The sequence below is a fragment of the Faecalicatena contorta genome (assembly GCF_022835095.1).
GTDB lineage: Bacteria > Bacillota > Clostridia > Lachnospirales > Lachnospiraceae > Faecalicatena > Faecalicatena contorta.
Genome location: NZ_BQNQ01000001.1, coordinates 442,193 through 464,291, shown reverse-complemented (window position 1 = coordinate 464,291; position 22,099 = coordinate 442,193). Strand labels below are relative to the sequence as shown.

Genomic DNA, 22,099 nt, shown 5'->3' with positions numbered 1-22,099 from the left:
AAATAAAATGTCGCATAAATCAACACGACACATGGTTAGATATATCTAACCTATAGCTATATCTAAAACAAGAAAATTATACCCCCATTTTTCTCTCAAGTCAACCCCATTTTGCTAATTCAACTTGCAATATCTTCAAAAACGGGAACAGTGTGTTACCGTTCCTGCGCACTTTTTTCCTTTTGAAAAGTCTGCTGCTCCTTATGCGCCAGCCGTACCAGTCTCCGCACATTCTGCCGTTCAGCATCTTCGTCCAGCATCCGGGACACCGCTTTTTTGCTGTCAAACATCAGCAGCAGGTTGTACTTCTCGCCGTAAACCTGCTGTGCTCGGTTCTCCGCTTCCTGCTCCTTGCCGGGGCGGATGGCCTGCCTTGTTTCATACAACTGCACCGGGTTGAAGCCCTGGGCCTGCTCCCGAAGCCCGGCATACTCATTCAGGGCAGCGTCCAGCTCGGTGGAATATTTCTGTCCCTGTTCTTCCAGCCGTTTCAGGCTCTGCTTCATGGTAGCAATGTCTTTGGGAAATTTATCGGCGACATCGTCCTCGGTATATGCCAGCGACGCCAGAAGCAGATTCTTTTCCGAACGCAGTTCCTCCAAATCCTCTGTCAGTGCCGCAATCTTTGCCGCCAGTTCCCGGTGTCGGAATACATGGACAGCGGAAAGAGCCTTTTTCTCGGAAAGCAGGCTGCGGCGCTCTTTCGCCTTATCCCGAATATCCTTTGCCAGCTGATTGTACTGTGTGAGGGCAGGGCGCAGCGTATTTAGCGAAGTGTTTAGGCGTTCCTTGCCCTTGCGGAGATACCCCAGCTGATAGCAGAACAGCAGCAGATTTTTACGCAGATTCTCCATGGCCTCGGCAATGGCCGGGAGGGTATTCTTCACCGCCTGCCCCAGCTTTTTGACGGCAGCTTTCAGCTCCCGCAGCAGGGCATTGTCCGCCTTGATCTGCCGGTTAATCTCGCAGCGGTCAGCGATGATCCCTTTCCGCTCCAGTGCCCGTGCCGTCACACCCTCATGGATGGTGGGCTGCTCATCCAGACCCCGTGCGGCGTTGCTGCGGTGGTCGATACGCTCGTCGTGTCCGTACATCTCCAACTGGCGGTTGGTTACATCCGCCCATGCCGCCCGCCATACAACAAGCTGTTCTTCGCTGTTCCAGCGTTCGGAGATAGGATTCTGCCTGCCATAGCGGGTGCTTTTGGGGTGCTTATCTGCACGGACAAGCCCCTGCGCCTCGGCAGCAGATGGTGTCATGTACACCTTCTTTTTGCCGATCTTGTAGGGATATTGCTTCTCCCAGCCTTCGTTCTGCGCCGTCCGGAACTCGGTAGCGGTAAAGCCCTGTTCTTCGCCGTTTCTCATGCATAGGTATTCCTTCTCGGTTTTGTACTGCCACTTGCCCTGCTCATCCAGCGGGCGCACCGTCAGGAGAATGTGAGCGTGGGGATTGTGACCGTCGGTGTCGTGGATGGCAGCGTCGGCGCACATTCCATCGGACACAAATTGCTCCTGAATAAACGCTTGCAGCAGTTCGATCTGCTGCTCACGGTTCAGCTCGATGGGCAGGGCAACGACAAACTCACGGGCAAGCCTGCTGTCCTTGGCTGTCTCGACTTCTTCCACGGCGTTCCAGAGCTTTTCCCGGTTCTGCCATTCCTGCAGGGCATATTCCGGCAAAAATATCTGGTGCCAGACAAGCCCTTGCTTTTTTGTGTAGTCATGCTGTATCCCGTCGTAATCGTTATACAGGCGGGAGCAGCTCAGATAAGCAGAAGCGGCCACGGCAGAGCGACCTGCGCCCCGGCTGACCACCTTCGCTTCCAGATGATAAATCGCCATCTCTTGTTCACCTCGTTCTTTCTTTTTCTGTTTCTCTTTCGCAAAAGAGAAAATGACCCGAAGTCGAGCTTCGGGTCATAGCCGCAAATAAAGCTGCCAGTGGCAGGTTTGTGCGGGCAGGTCGCAAGCTGTTTCCAAAACGGAAACAACTGAGACCTGCGCAGACGATGACAGCAGCACTCGCAGGCGCTGTGGCATTGTCTGGAGGCTGCCCGCAGCAGCCGCATCCGCCTCGCAGAGCGCACGATTTCCGCAGGAAATACCACTGCCCTTTAGGGTGGTGAGTAAGTGCGCCCTTACGGGAGAAAAAAGAGGAGGCCCCCGGTTTCCCGGAGACCTCCTATCTGAAATTTAGATTTGTTTTCCCAGCCTTCGTGAAAGATACCCCTCCAGCTCAGACAGCTCAATAGCTTGAACCTCCGGCAGCACCTTTTCCAGAATCGCACCCTCCTGAATGAGCCTGCGCGTTCGCATCTTTCGTTCCTTGACCCGATCCCGCGCCTGTGCTTCCTCCAATCGGTGCTGCGCCTGCAATAGCTTCTTTTCCGTATCCGTCATGTGAAAAATCCCCCTTATCTTCGTTTCTGCCAGACGATCTCATAGCCCAGCGCATCGGCAAGCTGAACGGCTTCAACATAGCGCAGGAATTCCCGCTGGAGCTTGTTGGACAGGTTGGATACGCTGTCAGACCAGCCGTGCTCGTCATGCAGCAGATCGACCACCTCCTGCATGGTCATGCCCTGACGGACGATGTACGACTTGATTTCATTTCTCAGATTGGATTTCATTTGGTTTTACCTCCATAATTTCGTATAATCGGTTTTCGTATCGGTGATGCCAGTGTGCTTGTCGGTGAAAAATCCGCTGTGCTGCAAATCCGCTCAGATTTCTGCCCGTGATGCCCTGTTCGTAGCAGCACCCTATCGGCTTCATCGTTCGGCATGAGAACATACAGAACGGCAGGATATGCCGCAGTCCGGAGCAGCGGATTCACGCTTCGGTAAATCACCTGATGGTGCAGTGCATTCGGCTTACAGTGAAAATTTTCATGAATTTCACAAGGATTGATTTCAGGGCTGAAAAATTGAGCTGCCCGTGTACGGCTCGGTACGGCTAAAACGACTTCTGTACATTGCTGTACGCCGGTTTTGCGTACCGGCCGCCGATTCAGCGGACAATTTTTCACCATGCCGTGAAATGCTTCACCAAACGCACAAGCAAAACCGTATTTTGCGGATGAAGTTGAAAATAGCCGTACAGAGTGTACGGCGTGTACGGCAGTTTTGAAGTCCGTGCTCCGCTTTTAATACGGCAGCGGGTTGACCACCTCAATACCCATAAAGCCACGCACCCGCTTGCCGCCGACGTGGACATTGTTGGTGCTCTCTACGTTGTAAAGCCGCTCATTCTGCGCAAGCTCCGAGCTGAGCCGATTAGCAGACATGGGCTTCTGCGCATTGTCCTCGCACCAGCGCTGATACGCCTCATACAGCGCCTTGGAGCTGGCCTCACTGTCGGCTTTGAAGCGGATGTAGCCCTCGGATTGCAGGAACTCAATCACATTGTTGCTGCTGCGCTTGACCGTCTCCATATTTTCTCTGGCCTTGCCCGAAATGCTGAACTGATAGTTGTTCCCGATCAGCCGGTGCAGCCCCTCCAGACACCAACGGAAGATGCCTTCCTTTTCCCGCAGCAGCTTCTCCACCAAAAACGGATCGTCCGCTCTGCCTGCGGGCCGGTCTTTGGTGGTCAGCACGATCTGGCGGCGAAAGAAGCCGTCAGACTTGTCGTGCAGGGCGGTCAGCGCACCGTTGCCGAAGCAGAGAAAGCGGACATAGAGCTGGCTCTGGTAGCTCTGGACGCCCTTGCGCTCCATATCCATCTTGCACTCGGAGGTTATGATGGACTTGATATAGTTGGTCTTGGGCAGAGCGCTCATATCCATATCGTCATCTACCATCAGGAGCTTGTTTTCCAAGTCCGCACGGCTGAACCGGTTGCTCTCCACCTTCTGGATGCTGGTGGTATTCATGCTGTCGCCCAGCAGCGAGCGCATGACCAGTCCGATGCGGCTCTTGCCCTCGCCGCCCCTGCCGATGAGCATGAGCATTTTCTGCCCCTTGGTAGTCGGCAGCAGGCAGTAGCCAAGAAATTCCTGCAAGGTGGGAATATCATCTTCTTGCAGTAGCTCGGATAGAAATTGCAGCCAGCGTGTTGGCGCAGGTGCGTTGGGATTATAGGAAGTGGTCAGACGATTGTTGCAGTAGCTTTTGTCGGCACTGAAGCTGCCGTCCATAAAATACGTCCCGTTGGCAACATGGATGCGGTCGGCTTCAATGGGCAGCGGCGGCGAATAGGCTTGCAGCTTGATACTGGCAAGTAAGTTTGCAACCGTCTTGGAGAGATTAGCGGTCAGCACGCCGGAGATTTCCTCCAGAATGAGATTGCCAATCTGCCCCTCATCCTCAATCAGCCCGTCCACGGTGAACAGCCGCCCACGCACACATTTCATGGGGTGTTTATCCAAGAATTGCTGGCAGAACAGCACCTCATTGATGTGCCTGCCGTCGTACCACTCAGGCCACGCCTGCGGTGTCATATCCATCTTCGGTTTCCTCCTTATGAATTTTCTCTAAGCGCTGCCGCAGCCTGTCCAGCTTGCTGTCTGCCATCTGCTGCTGAATTACCTCGGTACGTTCGTGGGAATCGCCGGAAGTGAGAATCTCCAAGTAATACTCCGCCTCGTCCAGCTTGTGGCAGGCTTCTACAAATCGTTCATTCGGCGCTTCCGCCGAAGATTGCGGCGCACAGCTTACCTTCCAGTCCCGCAGCACACGGGCGTAATCGGACAAAACAGAAAAGCACAGCCGCTCGTTTTCTCTGAGCTGCTGTGCTTCTGTTTGGACACGCTTTGCGTGGAGCGCCGCTGCGCTGGGCGGCTTGTCCGGGGTAAGGTGAAAATCTGCTGCCAGCTTCTGCGCTGCATCATACAGCGAGAGCCGGAACAGCTTGCTTACAAAATCGATCACATCGCCGTGTTCTCCACAGGCAAAGCAATAATAGTGGTCGTCTGCCACATACAGGCTGGGGTGTCGGTCGTTGTGAAACGGGCAGAGGGCCATGCCGTAATGGTTGACCTCCATGCCGTACCACTCCGCCGCCTCCCGGCAGCTTACGCCATATTTGACAATTTCAAAAAGATTCATTGTTCCTCCATTTCTGCGCAAAAAACGGCGGCTTGCCCCTCAATGGACAGGCCGCCGTTTGCGTCTTATCTTATGCTGATTTCGTTTCTTCCTCGTTCTTAGCTTCTCGCAAGGCTTTCTTTCGTGCACCCTGCCTCTTGATCTGTGCCTGATAGCGACAATCATCACCGCAATATTTCACATCTGACCTTGTTGTGGTAAACACCTTGCCGCAGTTCTCACAGGTGCATTCCCGGCTGCGGCTCTCCGCCGCCTCCTGCCGGTAGAATTTTGCCCGGCAGTTGGGGCCGCAGAACAGGGTGTTCGTCCGCTTGGATGCAAATTCCTGTCCGCAGCACTTGCAAGTCAGCGTGAAGGACTGTCCGACAGCGTGTTCACCGGCCTTGATTTTCTGATACCGCTCCCGGCTCTTGATGCGGTGCCGTTTGAGCTGCTCCTGCCGCTTGATTTCTTCTTCGGTCAGCTCCGTGACAGGCAGCTCAAACCGCCCAATGAACCGCAGATGGATCTCCACTTCCTGGACCCGGTCGCCGTCAATTTTTTCCGGGGCGTGGACGATGATTTTCTCCACGAACTCGTTGATCATGGGCGTGGTCAGCTCGGAGAAGTCCGTGTACTTCTTTGCCAGCTCCAGAAACTGCTTGGCTCGGTCGGTGTCCTCCGCAAAGGCGGACATCTGCATTTCCATTTCAGAGACGGATACTGTCAGCGCTTTCTGCTCCGCCTCATATTCCGCCAGCAGACTGTCAAAGCGTTCTCCGGTAATGCGCCCGACAGCAAAGGATTCATAGAGCCTCTTGATGATGGTGTCCAGCTCAGAAATCCGCTTTTTCTCCTTGTTCAGCCTCCGCTTGGTTTCCTTGGCCGCTTCTGCCTGCCGCAGCTGGGAGGCGGAGCGCACCTTCTCCAGAAAAGCGTCTCGGTCAGAGATGGCAAAGGTGCTGGCCGCCCGGATGGTTTCCAGAATCAGCTCCCGCAGCACCTTGCTGCGGATATAGTGTCCGCTGCAAGCGTGGGTGCGTTTTTGATGTGCCAGCGTATAGGTGGAACAATCGTAAAAATCCGACGGATACGGATTATTCTCCGTGCCGCCTCTTGAGCGGTGGTTCATCATCTTGGCTCCGCAGTCAGCACAGAACACAAGCCCCGTCAGGGGATTGGCCTCGCCCAGCGTGTCATGCCGCCGTGGTGTTTTCCGCAACTTCTGCGCCAGCTCCCATGTTTCTGCATCCACGATGGCTTCGTGGGTGTTCTCGAAGATCAGCCATTCCTCCGGTGGATTCATCACCGCATTCTTATCCTTGTAGGACTGCTTGTGGGAACGGAAATTCACCGTATGCCCCATATACTCTGGCTTGGACAAAATCTGCCCGACGATGTAGCCGCTCCAGTTATAGGGGTTGGGGAACTCCTCCTTGCTTTTCCAGATGCCCTTGTTCTGCTTGCCGAAGTAGACCGCAGGCGTGTCGATCTTGTCATCAAACAGGATGCGGGCAATATCGTAAGGGCCTTTGCCCTCAATGGTCAGCTGGAAGATACGCCGCACCACGGCAGCCGCTTCCTCGTCGATCAGCCAGTGGTATTTGTTCTCAGGATCTTTCTTATAGCCATAGATGGCACAGTTGGTGGTGGGCTTGCCGGATTCCCCCTTGACACGAATGGCGGTTTTCTGCTTGCGGCTCAGGTCGCGCAGGTACCACTCATTCATGATGTTGAGGAAGGGCGCAAATTCGTTGCTGTTCTGGTCATCACTGTCCACGCCGTTGGCAATGGCAACAAAGTGTACGCCATGCTGCCGGAAGAATACCTCCGTGTAAAAGCCGGTTTGCAGATAATCACGACCCGCCCGGCTCATGTCCTTGACAATCACATGAGCCACCTTTCCGGCCTCGATGTCCGCCACCAGCCGTTTCCATGCGGGACGGTCAAAATTACCACCGCTCCAGCCATCATCGGTATAGTGACGGCAGTTGGTGTAGCCTCTCTGCTGGGCATAGCTTTCGAGGTATTTTTTCTGATTCACGATGGAGTTGCTATCACCGGCATTGTCATCGTCACGGCTTAGCCGCTCATAGAGAGCGGTGATCTTTTCCTCAGTCTGTTTCATGCGCATTCGGCGCTCCTTTCAGACTGACGGCTCATTTGTGGCACCTCCATTATACCACAAGTACCGTCATTTGTAACCCCTTCATTGCGGATCATCCGCAGAATCTTTTCCTCCATGGTCTCCGCTGCTGTCTCGCTGAATGCGACCCTTACCTTATAGGTGGTGCCGCCGATGCGCCGGATAATGAACTGTTCCTGTTGCGTTTGCTCCATAGGCTTCCTCCTTGCGTGATTTGTTGGTTTTTGGTATAATAAGTCTGGTTCCGTTGGCTGTAAGCCAACTGTGTCTTTGCACGGGTTTTCCATACTCATTTCTCCTCTCTGTCCGCAGTATTTCGAAAAAGTAACCTAAGTAACTTGTTCTTGGGTTACCCTTTCACTAATAGGAGAAAAACGGGGTGTAAATCGGAACTGTTTTTTGAGAAAAAGAAAAACATTTTTCGGGAGGTGAAGCCGTCGTGGATTTATGGGAGGATGATCTGCTGCTTGACGATGATTTTTCCGATGAGGAAGAAGAATCTGAGGAACTGTGCGAAGATAAAGCCCTTGATTTGGCCGAGGATGGCTTTGCCGATTGGGCAGACGCTTCTGACGGTGCGCCGGAGAATGAGCGCCTGGAAGAAGCGCTGGCGGAGGAACGCACGCTGGAGCTGGAAAGCGAGCTGGAGCAGGACGAGCATCCCAGAGACTATGCCGCCGAGCTGGAGGACGAGGAGGAAGAAGCCGCGCCCACCAGCGAAAAACGGCTCAAACGGGAAATTCGCGCAGAGGCTCTGCGGCGGCTGGAGGAAGCAGCCCGGACGGAATCGGATTTTCTGAGTGTTGTGGACGAGTGGAACAAGCTGGACAGAAATCGGGAACGCCGGGAGCGTGACCATGAAAACCTGCGCGGGGATGTGCCGTTGGAGTTTCAGGCCGTGCCTGATCCGAAGATCGCCCCGATGTGGATGAATTTGCCAAGGTTTCGCCAGCTTTGTCAGGGAAATTTTCTTGACATCATCTTCTCCTGTCCCTACGAGCTGCACCAGCTGACAGCAAACCGTTTTCTCTCCAAACTCTTCTTCACCCTCAGCGATGAACAGAAGGAGGTACTGTACTACCTGTTCGTCAAGCAATACAGCACCACAAGGCTTGCTGCCATCCGTGGGCAATCCGACCGGAACATCCGTAAGCTGCGGATGACCATTCAGAAAAAGCTGCAAAGGCGGATGTATGAGCATCTGAGCGAAAAGCTGGAAAAGGACTACAGCATTACCCTGCGAGAGCGCGAGTTCGTGGAGGAATATGAAGCACTGCTGCAAACCATGGGCAAAGATGCCGTGATCCACCGAGAGAACAAAACGAAGCCGAGAAAAAAGAAAGCCGCCCTTGACGATGACAAGGACGGTTGATACAATAGTAATATAGTTAATATATAGTTGGATTACGAGTTGAGAGGAACAGCGCCATGAAGAATCTCTTTGAGCAGTCCCGCTCCCATTGGGTGCGGTATGACCGCTATGAACTGAAAACCGCCGCAGACGGCAAGCGGTACATCACGCCGGGGAAGAATGCCAAGCCTGACATCTATAATCCCTTGAAGGAAGCGCCGGGAATCGTGCTGGATGCACTGAATGTGGGTATGCTGATGATGAACCGGCAGCCAGAGGACGAGGTGCAGAAGGCTATCTTAGAGTTTGTAACCCATTACGGCCTGCTGGGCCTGATGACAGCGCTGCCCACCACGCCGTCCTTTATGGATTATGAGGCAGTCTATCTGCCGAAAAACCATTTTATCAAGGCGGAATCCATGGAAACCGAAGACTATCTGGCGCTGTTCTACCCCTTTGACCAGCTCGATGTGGTGAAACGAGGCGTTGAGTCCAGTTGGAGTGTGTCCGGTGACCGCACGATGGTGGCGCTGACCATGACCTTTGCGGACGAACCCATGGCGAAAACCATGAGCTTCCAGCGGGAGTATGCTGAACCCTATGACTGGGTAGCGCAGCAGTTCAAGGATTGGGCCTTTACGCTGACCACATCTATTCTGTACTACAACGATTATGACCTGATCGACGAGGACACCCGGAACCTGTACCGCAAGGGCATGGCCGCTTTCGGCGGCATTGCGCCCAGCTATCATATTGAGCTGCTGGACAAGCCGACCATCTATTGGGATTTTCACTCCCTGCTGTTGGGCGTCCAGATGATGTTCAGCTTCATGCTGGTGGATGGGGAGAAGCCCCTGCGGCTGTGTAAGCACTGCCAGAAGGTGTTCCTGAGCAGCCGCTCCAATTCCGTATTTTGCAGTCCCCGGTGCAAGAATCAGTATAATGTTTATAAGAGCCGGGGGAAGAAAACCAACGAAGAAGATTGAGGTGAAACGACATGGCAGACGCCAAGAAGGATAAACTGCAAATCCGCAACAGCACAGTGGATTTCCTTGTGTTCACGAAAGATGCCCATGAGGATGGCATTGAGGTGCGGGTACAGGATCACGATGTCTGGCTGACGCAAAAGGCCATTGCACAGCTTTTTGATGTAGACCGGAGCGTTGTGACAAAGCACCTGAAAAATGTATATGAAAGCGGCGAATTGTCCGAAGATGCAACTTGTGCAAATTTTGCACAAGTTGCGGATAACGGAAAAACCTATCATTATAAGTTCTACTCTCTGTCCGTCATCATTGCCGTAGGCTATCGGGTCAATTCCGGCAGAGCCACGCAGTTCCGCCAGTGGGCAACCAAGGTGCTGGAAACCTTCACCAAGCAGGGTTATGTACTGGACAAGAGCAGGCTTATCAACGGACAAATTTTTGATGAGGACTACTTCAATCACCTGATTTCCGAGATTCAGGAGATTCGGGCCAGCGAACGGCGCTTTTACCAGAAAATCACGGATATTTACGCCACCGCTGTGGACTACTCTCTTGATAGCCAGACCACAAAGGATTTCTTTGCCACAGTTCAGAATAAGATGCACTATGCCGTCCATGGCGGCACAGCGGCAGAGGTCATTATGGCACGAGCCGATCACACCAAGGAACACATGGGGCTAACCTCATGGAAGAATGCCCCTGACGGCAAGATCGTCAAGGCAGATGTGTCCGTTGCAAAAAATTACTTATCCATAGATGAAATGCAGGAGCTGAACGAAATCGTCACCATGTATCTGGACTATGCTACCCGGCAGGCCAGACGGCATATTCCTATGACCATGGCAGATTGGGCCTCCAAGCTGGACGCTTTTCTGCAATTCAACGATGCAGAGATCCTGCGAGATAAGGGAAAGGTCACCGCTGCCATTGCAAAAGCCTTTGCGGAAAGCGAGTTTGAGCAGTACCGTGTCATTCAGGATCGGCTGTATCAGAGCGACTTTGACCGGCTGGTAGCCAGCACGGAGCAAAAGGACTAATACGCAAAAATGCCCGTTATCGGCCATGCAGCCAATAACGGGCATTTTATCAGGCATAAATAAGTTCAGTCAGAACAATTTCCTCCGCACGGCTGAGGATATTGTTCATCCGGCGCACCCATTCCATCTGGTCGGCGGCTTTCAACGCTTCGGTCACACCCTCTTGCTTCGCCATAGCAGAAACGATGATTTCCATTCGCTCGTTGCAGGCTTGGTCGATCTCGGCAAGGTGCTGGTGCAGCGTTTCACTCGTGAGATAGTTTGCGTAGAGAACAGGGCGATATTCTTTCAGATAGCTGCGGCGCATACGCCCATACTTGCCAATCTGATATTCTGGCTCATCCGGCGGGGTAAGGTTTGGGATAAGGTAATTGCCCTCTTGATGATAACTGCCGCCCAGTTGCTCAAATAGGGATTTCATAAAAATCAGCTCCTTTTTGTGTTGATTTGCAGCGGTTATAAGGCTTTTTCTACTCCTTTCCTACAACTGCTGTTCCATTCACCACAAATGAGCCGCAGTCATATGTATTAGGTGGGAGAAACCACCCTTTACATATTAACTCTTGGCTGGTCATGCTATTAAACGATTTCACCAGTGTCCCGATTTCATCCTCCCTGTCCACCGGAATCTGCTCTTTAAAATTAGCGCATTCCATCCTGCGCATAGCATGCATAACATCAGAGATCGGTTTTGTAATGGTTTTTGCGAATCTTTTATAAAAGTAAAAAGCCAACGCAATCGTAAGGACTGCCGCGAAGATAATTACCTGAAGATTGATCAGGAAATCTCTGTTGATTTCTTTCATCGGAGTCTTACTGTATAGAATCCATCCTGCATCGTCGGCTATTTCATAGTGAAGCAGGCTTTCCGTAAGCCCCTCTCTAATGATAAATGTATTGTCGTTCTTATGCGCAAATACTTCCGATACCACACCTGTCCTTTCTTCTTCGGTGCTGAATATAATCTCCTTATCCGGGGTTGTCAGAGTCAATGCGGTCTGATTGCCAAGATAGATCTGCGACAGCATGTTCTCCAGATAGGATTGATTCAGGGTAAGCGTCAGAATTCCTGCAGGCTTCTGTGACATCTGCCGGTTTACTACTCTGGTCAGTATTAAACGTTCGAAATTCTTTTCCAGGGAGAGATCTTCAAACTTAGCCCACTCCCAGCAGTACATGCCTTTTGCCTCAAATACCTCCTGAAGCCATCCCTGATTCTCCAGCATCCGATAATCCCGGGTCAGGGCAGGACCAAAGCCGATGGATATCCCATCTCCGTCTAAATTGTATAATCCGATGGATTCTATATACGGTTTGTATGACGCCAGGTTTGCCAGAATCTCCCGCATTTGATTGCTATTGGCCTCATAGGCCGCAGTTCCTTTTCCTTCCAAAAGCATGGTCTGTGCAGTCGATTCACTGATAATAAATCTGGACATGTTCTCCATATCCAGGATAATATAATCCAGGTTCCTCTTTGCCTCTTTTAGAATCTGCTCTGTCTTCTGGCTGCTGTTTTTGATTGATTCGGCACGGATCAGAATACTGGAAAGAACCAGTATACAAGTCATGGACATCAAAAATATAACAAGAAAGACAGCACATAATTTGGTTTCTAATTTAGCATCTAACAGTCTTTTATATAATCTTTTGCGCATTCTATTCCTCCCGGAGTGTGTATGAATATTCAGGTATGCGGCTGCCCGCTCTAGAGCCTGCGGTATGCAGATGGTGAAATCCCAAAATAATTTTTAAAATATTTACTAAACGAACTGATATCCAGATATCCCAGCTGCTCTGATATTTCCTCTATCTTTTTCTGGGGATCTTTTAAGAGACAGCATGCCAATTCCATTCTTCTGCTGTTATAGTATTCGATCGGAGCAATTCCGCAATATTTTTTAAAGAATCTGCAGAAATGATACTTTCCCATCCCGGCCTGCCTGCTGATTGCATCCAGGTCTAAATGATCACATAATCGTGACTCCATGTAACGTATGATTTCTTGGATTTCCACGGGCATATTGTCCATATGATCTTCCTGGAATGAGTAGATTGAAAGTATTCTCATAAGCATGCCATATAGATGTCCTGCCAGTTCAGATTCTTTCTTGTCAGTATCTTCCTGTACTATGGCAAAAGCCTTATAAAAATCATCTTCCAGGCCATCGTCATGAAAGATAAAGGGCAGTTTTCTCTCCTGATACAGCTGCTCCAGGAGCTGTTCCGTGCCCGCACCCCGAAAATGAAACCATAAAATATGTGCCGTTTTCTCCAGATCGGTGTAATACTTGTGCGCATCTGTCAGACGCATCATAACTCCCTGTCCAGGCTCCAAAGCATACTTCTTTCCATACTGTTCCACCCAGAGCAGTCCTTCCAGAACATACATCACCAGATTATTTTTAAAAATCTTCCTGTCAATTAGAAACTCACTGTCGGCGGTATAAGCCATAGCATCTGAAACGAGAAGACATTTTTCTGCTGCGGCAGATACACTTTTAAAGTAGCTGAAATGATAATATTTGTTCTTCAATATCTTCCCTCCTGCAAGAAATGACAAATTTTAAGCAACTATGCTTCTGGTATAATCCCAAATAATTTATTAACATAATACCACACTCATATTTAATTGTATAATAATTTCAGGCAGGAGGTACCCCATGGTAAATGATGTAAAAATTCTGCGTACCCTGGCAGCTCAGTACGCACAGATTGCTTTTTCAGACCACCAAAAAGATATGTATGAACTTCATGCATCCGTGAATGATCTGCATCCAGAGCGCCCTATTGTATTAATGAATGAACTTCCCTGGAGTGAGTTAAACTACGACGGTTCGCTGACGCTTTTGTGTCAGGATGAGGATTTCAGAATGCTTGAAGATGAACTGAGAAAAACGCTGTTTCAGTGGAAACATTTCCCTGCTGATATGTTGGTGAAGCCCTATCTGTCCGTTGAAAAAAAGATTCATTCAACCGGCATGGGCCTGACCGTTCAGGAGGAAAGACTCTCCAGCGATCCTGACAACGATATCGTCTCCCATAAATACAAGGAACAAATACGAGATATGCATGATATAGACAGGCTCCATCCACCGGTGATCAGATATGATCAAGAAAAAACACTCCGTATTTTTTATAAAATAGCGGAGGCTGTGGGGGATATTATACCGGTCAAAATCACCGGATCTGACACCGGCTACATGCTTGGACTGATCACCTGGGACATTATTGCACAGTACATGGATATCGATACGCTGTTATATAATCTTATAGATGAACCGGAATTCATGCACGCTTTAGTAAGCCGGTTAACTGATATCTTCACAGAAACAATACGCCAATACGAGGACTTAAATCTGTTAAATCCTGACAGCGCCTATGTGCACTGTTCCTGCGCCGCATCCAAGACACTCCGTGATGGAATCGGGGATTATGAGCACATTACCGCCGGTAACGTATGGGGGCGTGGCCTGGCTCAGATATTTTCAAATGTCTCTCCACAGATGCATGATGAATTTGAAATACAGTATGCCAAAGAGGCGCTTGCCCCCTTCGGATTTGTATACTATGGATGCTGTGAACCTCTGGACACAAAAATAGAGCTTCTCCGCCAGATTCCGAATCTGAGGAAAATCTCTATTTCACCCTGGGCCGATGTGAATGCGGCTGCGGAGAAGATTGGCAGGGATTATGTACTGTCGGCTAAGCCTTCACCCACGAATGTTGTCTCCGCCGCTTCCAACCCAGATTTAATTCGGTCTGAGCTATCCGAAATACTACGGGCCTGTGAACGCAACCACTGCCCGGCTGAAATCTTATTAAAAGATATCAGCACGGTGGGACATCGTCTGGATCATTTAATTACATGGGAAAGGATTGCGATGGAGCTGGTTAATAACGGATTATAGCCTAAGGTACGGATGGGCAATGCATTATACTGGGAATGTCTGTTTTTAAAATACAAAAACAGGCACCTCCCCATAAAAGAAGTGCCTGTCCGTTCCCGTTACACCATATCCAATTCTATCCCTTTCTCCTGGATCAGTTGTATCCATTCTTCTGAGATATTCTTGTCTGTAATGATCCTGTCAAAGATGTCCAGCTCTGTTACGAAGCAGGGCTTAATCATCCCGAACTTGCTGGAGTCTACCAGCAGGATCTTCTCTGCCCCCGACTGGATAATGGTCTGTTTGATCTCCAGCTCATAATTATTCATGCAGGTAACACCCATGGTATCATGAACCCCGGCAGCCGATGCAAAAACCTTTGTGGCTCTGATATTTTTGATCAACGTGATATTTTCCGCTGATTCAAACAAGGTCGTATCCGGATGATAATAGCCGCCGCCAAAAATTATAGAAATATTGGGGTTACTGCAAATCTTATTCAAGATATTCAGGTTACAGGTAAAGACCGTTACTTTCATGTCCTTTGCAATACTATCCGCAAGATATTCCACTGTAGATCCATTATCAATGATCACACAGTCATCCTGCTGAATTAAGGAAGCGGCAAACTTTCCAATCCGCTCCTTCTCCTTTGCATGCGAGCGGGTTGCCATAGAGAGTTGATATGCATCGTCTTCCCCTTCATACGTATATTGGGTATTCAGGACCGCTGCACCCGGAATGTCCAGTATCACATTCTTTGCCTTCAGTGCATCCAAATCCCTGCGCACGGTCATCTCAGATACATCCAGCATCTGTGCCAGATCACGGATCGTAGCGCCATTCTGCCTTTTCAATATTTCAATTAACCGGTTTAATCTATCCTCTTTTTTACTCAAAAGAAATACCTCTCACTCTACAAATTCCCCACTGAAAATGTGTCCCACCATGTTGTTTATTATATCATGACCGCAAACGGACACGATGCCTCAGGCGGATGCGCAGCAGCTTTCTGCGGTTTTGCAGAAACTGCCAAATGCGCAATGATATAATGTACGCTCTGCGTACATTATATCATGAAATCTAAACTTGCGGAAACTTTTTCCGTACACAGTTTACCACAGCGTTGGCTGTAAATCCATATTTTTCGAATAATTGCCCCGCCGGCGCCGATGCACCGAATTCATCCATTGTCACATAACATCCGTCCATACCGGCGTATTTTCCCCATGATATGCTGCTGCCGGCTTCGATGGCAACGCGCCTTGCAACGCTTTTCGGAAGTATCTCTTCCTGATATGCCTCATCCTGTTCCGCGAACAGATCCATGCACGGCATACTTACTACCCTGACTGATATACCGTCCTGCTCCAGCATGCCGGCTGCCTCCAGGGCAACGCTGACTTCTGAACCTGTAGCCATGAATATCATATCGATTGCCTCACCGGATTCCTTCTTAAGGATATATCCCCCGCGCAGCGCGTCCCTGCTTGTCTGTGCAAGCACAGGAAGGTTCTGTCTGGAGAGCACCAGGCAGGTCGGTGTATGTGCGGACGTCAGCGCCGAATACCAGGCCGCCTTTGTCTCGACTTCATCCGCGGGCCTGAACACATGCATGTTCGGAAGGGACCTGAGCATGGTGAGCTGCTCCACCGGTTCGTGGGTAGGCCCGTCTTCCCCGACTCCGATGCTGTCGTGGGTCAATACCGAAATCAACGGCAGCCCCATCAGAGAAGAAAGGCGAAGCATCGGCTTCATATAATCCACAAATACAAAAAAGGTCGCCGCGTAAGTGCGCAGTCCGCCATGCAGGAGTATTCCATTGGCCACGGCCGTCATCCCAAGTTCCCTGACGCCGTAATGAAGATTCCTGCCCACAGGACATTCGGCGGAAAAATCTGCTTCTCCATTCATAACGGTCTTATTCGACGGTCCTAAATCGGCGGAACCGCCGATCAGGTTCGGAAGCAGATCTTTGACAGCATTCAGCACCTTGCCTGAAATACTCCTCGTTGCCTCTGCTTTTCCATTTTTTGCCCAGAACGCTTCATCGTCAATAAGACCGGATGCTGCATCAAAGTCATAATATGTTTCCAGCATTGCCTTCAGTTCCGGGTATTTACTGCCATATTCCTCAAACATCTGCTGCCAGAAATATTGTTTTCCTGCGCCTGCACGCGCCAGCGACCGGTAATGTTCGTAAATTTCCTCCGGCACCGCAAATGCTTCCTCCAGAGGCCAGCCCAGTGACTCCCTCAGTATTTTGACATTTTCCTCGCCCAGCGGCTCTCCATGCGCACTGGCTTTGCCTTCTTTTGCCGGTACTCCATGCCCGATCCTGGTCGTTATTCTGATAAAGGAAGGACGCTCTTTTTCCGACTTAGCCTGCTCAATTGCCTTTCCGATTGCCACCGGATCATTCCCGTCCTCCACGGAAAGAACCTGGAAGCCAAAGGCCTCGAACCGCTTCTCCACATCCTCGGTAAATGCAAGATCCGTATTTCCTTCGATTGTGATGGAATTGGAGTCATATAGGACAATCAATTTTCCAAGCCCCCAGGTACCCGCCAGAGACATAACTTCCGAGGAGATTCCCTCCATCAGGCAGCCGTCTCCGCAAAGCGCAAATGTGTAATGGTCAAAGACGGGATATCCCTCTCTGTTGAACACCGCAGCCAGGTGCTTTTCCGCCATGGCCATCCCCACCGCCATGCCAAGCCCTGCTCCAAGCGGTCCTGTCGTTGCTTCTACGCCGACTGTATGCCCGTATTCGGGATGTCCGGGGGTCAGGGAACCTAACTGCCGGAAGTTTTTCAGATCATCGGTTCCAAGATCCCCATATCCAAATAAATGCAGAAGGGAATATAACATGGAAGAGCCATGCCCCGCTGACAGGATAAACCTGTCTCGGTTGATCCATTTCGGATCCGCCGGATTATGGGACATCTGATGCGCCCATACTTCGTATGCAATCGGGGCGGCGCCCAAAGGCAGCCCCGGATGCCCGGAATTTGCTTTCTGCACCATATCCGCAGACAGAACCCGGATTGCATTCACTGCTAAGTTCTCTATTTGCTTAATCATGCTGTTTTCTCCTTTTTCTTTTTATGACCAATCACGCCTTTTACCTTCAGCTTTGTCGTATAAGAGCTGATTGCCAATGCAAGAATCGCGAAAATGAATGGGAACATCTTGATGATAGAAGGTGAAATATTCATTCCCATCAGCTCAATTCTAATTCCGATTGCATCTGCAAGCCCGAAGAGCAGTGTTACCAGTGAAGAGAATATCGGATGTGCATTTCCGAATACAAGTGCCGTAAAGGCATTAAATCCTCTCCCCTGGATCATATCTTCCGAGAACTGGGAAACAGAAATCGTGGACAGATACGCACCCGCAAGCCCTGACAATGCTCCTGAGATCAGAATGACCTGCCATTTTACAACCGCCGGCTTGATGCCTGCGGTCTTCGCTGCAATCTCGGACTCCCCAACCGCGCAGATACTTAATCCCATCTTTGTCTTAAATAATATAATATAGATCACAACGATTAGCAGTATGGCAAAATAAGTCACGATACTCTGCCCGCTGATGCAGCTCAGGATCGGAATATTCTTAATAACAGGAATTTGTATCATCTCCAGCTTACCGATCTTATCCGGTGTGTAAGCTCCCTGCACTCCAAACATCGCGCGTAAGAGATACGAGGTCAGTCCGGCCCCTAGCATGTTCATAGCAATACTGGCAATAATGTTATCGGCCTTGAACCTTGTAACAAACAGGGCGAACAAGGCGCTGTACAAAGCGCCGATCAGCATCGCACCCACCAGGCCTGCCCATACACTTCCGCCTGTAAACTGGACAACCGCTATGGCGGCAAATGCACCTACCAGTGAGAAGCCCTCCAGCGCAATATTGAAAACACCTGCCCGCTGGCACAGAAGCCCCCCTAAGGCCATCAGCATCAAAGGAGTGGCAATACGTATCATAGATGCCAATGTATCAGAAATAACTGCTAAATTCATCCTATTTACCTCCTTCACTTGCCGGTGTCTTTTTCGCTAATTTTTTCTTTAACTTCGGAAGCAGGAACTTTGCACTGATTGTAATAAATATAATTGCCGTTACTATATCTGTTACCGCCGACGGCACATCTGTGATACGTTCCATATTAATTCCGCCGTTCTTCAGGGCGCCGAAGAAAATACCGGAGAACAATACACCGATTGGATTGTTATTTGCCAGCAGGGATACTACGATTCCGTCAAAGCCAAAATCAGGATTAAAGCCTGCCAAAAGCCTGTGCTGTACCGCTGTCACCTCAACCGCCCCGACAACCCCCGCGATTGCACCGCTCATCGCCATGACCTGAAGGATCGTCTTCTTTGGCTTCATTCCGGCATATTTCGCCAGAACCGGATTAGAGCCAACCACTTTAATTTCATGACCAAAGGCCGTCCTGAAGAAAATAAATGTTAATATAATCATGACTATGACGGCTATGTAAAATCCGATGTTTGCAGAGGAAGGTTCGAAGTACGAAATACGCGGAAGCCAGGTATTTTCATTCAAAATAGCGCTGGCATTGAGGTTCGTCCCCGCCTCCGGGTCACGCAGCGGGCCCGTTACCAGATATTCCACAAATAATACTGCAATAAAGTTTAAAAGCAGTGTCGATACAACCTCGTTTGTGTCCAGGAACACCTTCATCAGAGCAGGTATCATTGCAAACAGCGCTCCTGCCAGCATGGCAGAGAGGAAGATAAGCACCAGCGCCGCCAAATGATTCATTGATTCCGGAATATTTACGGCTACCGCCGTTGCTGCCGCAGCCCCCATATAGAGCTGTCCGTCCACACCCAGATTGAAAACCTCTGCTTTGTAAGTGACGCAGATTGCGAGACCGGCAAGAATCAGGGGCGTTGCCCAGCGGATCGTACCGGCGATATCCATGGTCAGCCCGTCGAAAATTCCGTTTACGATCGCCAATGGCTCGTAACCGGAAACCGCCAGGAAGATGGTTGCCAGAATCAGCGCAATGACGATCAGGCTGATCTGTTTTCCTACAACGCCAAGTGTAGATAATATTCTGTTGTTTTCTTTATTTTTCATCGTCATCACCGCCTTGTCTCTTTGCTCCTGTCATATAGGCTGCAATGGTACGCTCATCAGCTTCTCCACGTTTGAATTCAGCCATAATCTCTCCTTCGTACATAACCAGGATGCGGTCTGACAGAGAAAGTATCTCGTCTAATTCCGCGCTGACCAACAGCACGCCCCGGTTAGAATCCCGCACTTCAATGATTTTATGATGGATGGATTCGATGGCGCCGATATCCACCCCGCGGGTGGGCTGCGCCGCTATCAGCAGATCAGGGTCTGCCTCCATCTCTCGCGCAAAGATCACTTTCTGCATATTTCCGCCGGAAAGCGTCCCCAGTTTATAATCGGAATCCGGTGTCTTAACATCAAAGTTTTTGCACAGATCCTCCGACAAATCATGAAGCTTTTTATTGTCCAGAATACCGCCCTTGCAGTATGGCTTCTGATAGTACCTGTTTAGGATCAGATTGTCTCGGATGGTACAGTTGACCGCGCTGCCCATCTTCAGCCGGTCCTCCGGGATATGGGACATTCCGCCTTCTCTTCTCTGACGTACATTCTGCGCCGTCACATCTTTTCCCTCAAAGATTACCTGGCCGCCCGTGGGCCTTAGCATGCCTGAGACAACCTCAATCAACTCGGTCTGCCCATTGCCTTCTACTCCTGCGATGCCTACAACCTCGCCCCTGGAAACGTGGAAGCTGATCCCGTTCAAGGCCGGAAGCCCTCTCTGGTTTAAGGCCCTTATATCTTTGACCTCCAGTACTTTTTCCCCCGGCCGGTACCCCTGCCGTTCAATCTCCAGGTTTACTTTTCTTCCGACCATCATATCGGAAAGTCCCTCCGTATTTGCCTCAGAGGTGTCCAGAGTTCCTGTTACAAGGCCTTTTCTCATAACTACAATTTTGTCGGTGATTGCCATGACCTCACGGAGCTTGTGTGTAATAAATATGATCGCACAGCCTTTTGATTTCAAAAGCCGCAGTACCTCCAGAAGCTTGTCCGTCTCCGTGGGCGTCAAAACGGCAGTCGGTTCATCCAGAATCAAGATTCTGGCCTCCCTGTACAGCGCCTTGATAATCTCCACTCTCTGCTTTTCTCCGACGGACAGCTGGTATATCTTCTCGTCCAGATTTACAGGGAGATCATAGGTGTCCATAATCTTCTGGATCTTTTCTTTTGCCTCTTTTGTATCAATCAACCCATTTTTAGTTGGTGTCTTTCCTAAAATAATATTCTGTAGAACACTTAAATTGGGCATCAGCATGAAATGCTGATGTACCATTCCAATCCCCAGTTTAATTGCCATATTTGGAGACTGGATCCGGACTTCCTTCCCGGACAGCTTGATTACGCCAAGATCCGGCTCCATCATCCCATACAGCATATTCATCATCGTCGATTTACCGGCGCCATTCTCACCGATCAGTCCTAGTATCTCCCCCTCATTCACGCTTAAAGATACATTATCATTCGCCACAACGCCGGGGAAGAATTTCGATATATTCAACATTTCAACCGCTACTGCCATATTATCCTTCCTTTTCTGGCAACAGTTCAGGCAGGTCTGAGCCGTTGCCTTTTCTACTCATCCGCTATATAAGCGGTCTTTCCGTACCTATACCTGATTTTTCTTTACGCTCAGTTTAACTTCGCCTGTTTCATCCCACTCTTTAAGTATTTTCATGGCTTCAGCCGCAGCCAGACAGGCCTTTTCTTCCCCGCCATTGTCGCCCCAGCGGTCTAGTACTCTGTTGGAAATTACGGAAAGAATCGCTCCCATCCTCATTTCGTGCAGATAACCAACAACATACTGTCCGGAAGTCTCCATCTCAATATTCGTCACGCCGGCAGTCTGCAGATCCGGGATGATCTTTTCTGCAAAGGAAGGCCAGTATCCGCTTCCATCCTCATTCAGGGGGCGTCCCTGCCCAATGTAAAAAGAGCCGACCGTGTAATCCAGGCCCAGTCCGTAACGAAAGCCCAGGCGCTCACATGCCTCCATGAGGGCCATGACCACATAGGTATTTGCAAACGCCGGAAATTCGGGCTCTACATAAGTGGCAGAGGTTCCGTCTTTTCTGACACAGGCAACCGGGATGATCAGATCCCCCAGATCGAACTGCGGTACAATACAGCCCGTCGTCCCCACGCGGATGCAGGTATGCACGCCCAATGTGTTCAGCTCGTGAAGGCAGATCTCGGAGCTTGGCCCGCCGATGCCTGTGGAGGTACATGCCATATCCATCCCTTTATATTTTCCTGTAACTGTTTTATATTCCCGATAGGATGCGACTTCCTTCACATCCTCCCAGTTTTTTGCAATTTTTAAGGTTCTCTCCGGAGCGCCCGGCAGGATCACGTACGGCGGGACATCCCCTGGTTTCAGCTGGAGATGATATACCCCCTCGTTTTCTGCCTTTGGTGCGGATGCTTTGTTCATGTTTTCTTCCATAATCATTGACTCTCCTTTAACAATGCTTCGTTTATTTTCTTATCTTACAGAAGCTGCCCTGTTTAAGCTGCCTGTTACTGCAGCTTGAGGGGCAGCCTCTGC

At 50.1% G+C, this 22,099-nt stretch carries 20 protein-coding genes; 4 read left to right on the top strand and 16 right to left on the bottom strand.

The window, feature by feature from the left end; all coding sequences use genetic code 11:
* Window positions 1-155 precede the first annotated feature (155 nt).
* From mobQ to MWG26_RS02050, 7 genes are all read right to left on the bottom strand, one after another.
* A complete protein-coding gene (gene mobQ / locus MWG26_RS02080; protein WP_117440971.1) occupies window positions 156-1,844 on the bottom strand; it encodes a MobQ family relaxase in 1,689 nt (562 codons plus the stop codon).
* A gap of 351 nt (window positions 1,845-2,195) precedes the next feature.
* Window positions 2,196-2,402: a DUF3847 domain-containing protein gene (locus tag MWG26_RS02075; protein WP_117440972.1), complete on the bottom strand. Its 207-nt coding sequence runs from the start codon at window positions 2,400-2,402 to the stop codon at window positions 2,196-2,198.
* A gap of 14 nt (window positions 2,403-2,416) precedes the next feature.
* Window positions 2,417-2,632 (bottom strand): LLM class flavin-dependent oxidoreductase, encoded by a 216-nt coding sequence (locus MWG26_RS02070; RefSeq protein WP_117440973.1) that lies wholly within the window; start codon window positions 2,630-2,632, stop codon window positions 2,417-2,419.
* Between the two features lie 515 nt (window positions 2,633-3,147).
* On the bottom strand, window positions 3,148-4,449 hold the full coding sequence (locus MWG26_RS02065; RefSeq protein ID WP_117440974.1) for a DNA primase family protein: 1,302 nt from the start codon (window positions 4,447-4,449) through the stop codon (window positions 3,148-3,150).
* On the bottom strand, window positions 4,421-5,050 hold the full coding sequence (locus MWG26_RS02060) for a CHC2 zinc finger domain-containing protein (protein ID WP_117440975.1): 630 nt from the start codon (window positions 5,048-5,050) through the stop codon (window positions 4,421-4,423). Before MWG26_RS02060 ends, MWG26_RS02065 begins: the two co-directional genes overlap by 29 nt.
* 70 nt (window positions 5,051-5,120) lie before the next feature.
* Window positions 5,121-7,163, bottom strand: coding sequence for a recombinase family protein (locus MWG26_RS02055; RefSeq protein ID WP_117440976.1), 2,043 nt, complete (start codon window positions 7,161-7,163; stop codon window positions 5,121-5,123).
* Window positions 7,154-7,369, bottom strand: coding sequence for a transposon-encoded TnpW family protein (locus tag MWG26_RS02050; RefSeq protein WP_117440977.1), 216 nt, complete (start codon window positions 7,367-7,369; stop codon window positions 7,154-7,156). Before MWG26_RS02050 ends, MWG26_RS02055 begins: the two co-directional genes overlap by 10 nt.
* Window positions 7,370-7,614: 245 nt before the next feature.
* Between MWG26_RS02050 and MWG26_RS02045 the strand changes: the two genes are divergently transcribed.
* The 3 genes from MWG26_RS02045 to MWG26_RS02035 are packed head-to-tail and all read left to right on the top strand — an operon-like array spanning window position 7,615 to window position 10,549.
* On the top strand, window positions 7,615-8,547 hold the full coding sequence (locus MWG26_RS02045; protein ID WP_117440978.1) for a sigma-70 family RNA polymerase sigma factor: 933 nt from the start codon (window positions 7,615-7,617) through the stop codon (window positions 8,545-8,547).
* Between the two features lie 56 nt (window positions 8,548-8,603).
* On the top strand, window positions 8,604-9,512 hold the full coding sequence (locus tag MWG26_RS02040) for a recombination protein NinG (RefSeq protein WP_117440979.1): 909 nt from the start codon (window positions 8,604-8,606) through the stop codon (window positions 9,510-9,512).
* 11 nt (window positions 9,513-9,523) lie between these two features.
* On the top strand, window positions 9,524-10,549 hold the full coding sequence (locus MWG26_RS02035) for a virulence RhuM family protein (protein ID WP_117440980.1): 1,026 nt from the start codon (window positions 9,524-9,526) through the stop codon (window positions 10,547-10,549).
* Window positions 10,550-10,598: 49 nt separating this feature from the next.
* Here the strand turns inward: MWG26_RS02035 and MWG26_RS02030 are convergent, their stop codons facing one another.
* From MWG26_RS02030 to MWG26_RS02020, 3 genes are read right to left on the bottom strand one after another with little or no spacing between them, the layout of a single operon-like run.
* Window positions 10,599-10,970, bottom strand: a complete 372-nt coding sequence (locus MWG26_RS02030) for a TnpV protein (protein WP_117440981.1) — start codon at window positions 10,968-10,970, stop codon at window positions 10,599-10,601.
* Between the two features lie 49 nt (window positions 10,971-11,019).
* Complete coding sequence (locus MWG26_RS02025; RefSeq protein WP_117440982.1) at window positions 11,020-12,207, bottom strand: cache domain-containing protein; 1,188 nt, start codon at window positions 12,205-12,207, stop codon at window positions 11,020-11,022.
* 50 nt (window positions 12,208-12,257) lie between these two features.
* Entirely contained in the window at window positions 12,258-13,085 is an 828-nt protein-coding gene (locus MWG26_RS02020) for a helix-turn-helix transcriptional regulator (RefSeq protein ID WP_117440983.1), read from the bottom strand.
* Between the two features lie 127 nt (window positions 13,086-13,212).
* On the opposite strand from MWG26_RS02020, the gene MWG26_RS02015 reads away from it, so the two are divergent.
* Complete coding sequence (locus MWG26_RS02015) at window positions 13,213-14,460, top strand: uroporphyrinogen decarboxylase/cobalamine-independent methonine synthase family protein (protein WP_117440984.1); 1,248 nt, start codon at window positions 13,213-13,215, stop codon at window positions 14,458-14,460.
* Between the two features lie 98 nt (window positions 14,461-14,558).
* On the opposite strand, the gene MWG26_RS02010 is transcribed toward MWG26_RS02015, so the two are convergent.
* The 6 genes from MWG26_RS02010 to MWG26_RS01985 all read right to left on the bottom strand — a co-directional run bounded on the left by MWG26_RS02010 (window position 14,559) and on the right by MWG26_RS01985 (window position 21,997).
* The gene (locus MWG26_RS02010) at window positions 14,559-15,338 is read right to left on the bottom strand and encodes a DeoR/GlpR family DNA-binding transcription regulator (protein ID WP_025654458.1); all 780 of its coding nucleotides are present in this window, start codon (window positions 15,336-15,338) and stop codon (window positions 14,559-14,561) included.
* A gap of 184 nt (window positions 15,339-15,522) precedes the next feature.
* Complete coding sequence (tkt, locus tag MWG26_RS02005) at window positions 15,523-17,520, bottom strand: transketolase (RefSeq protein WP_117441002.1); 1,998 nt, start codon at window positions 17,518-17,520, stop codon at window positions 15,523-15,525.
* Window positions 17,520-18,464, bottom strand: coding sequence for an ABC transporter permease (locus MWG26_RS02000; protein ID WP_025654456.1), 945 nt, complete (start codon window positions 18,462-18,464; stop codon window positions 17,520-17,522). Before MWG26_RS02000 ends, tkt begins: the two co-directional genes overlap by 1 nt.
* Before the next feature lies 1 nt (window position 18,465).
* Window positions 18,466-19,551: an ABC transporter permease gene (locus tag MWG26_RS01995; RefSeq protein WP_025654455.1), complete on the bottom strand. Its 1,086-nt coding sequence runs from the start codon at window positions 19,549-19,551 to the stop codon at window positions 18,466-18,468.
* Window positions 19,541-21,073: an ABC transporter ATP-binding protein gene (locus MWG26_RS01990; RefSeq protein ID WP_025654454.1), complete on the bottom strand. Its 1,533-nt coding sequence runs from the start codon at window positions 21,071-21,073 to the stop codon at window positions 19,541-19,543. The genes MWG26_RS01995 and MWG26_RS01990 overlap by 11 nt, the downstream gene beginning before the upstream one ends.
* 87 nt (window positions 21,074-21,160) lie before the next feature.
* A complete protein-coding gene (locus MWG26_RS01985; RefSeq protein WP_025654453.1) occupies window positions 21,161-21,997 on the bottom strand; it encodes a nucleoside phosphorylase in 837 nt (278 codons plus the stop codon).
* Window positions 21,998-22,099: the final 102 nt, after the last annotated feature.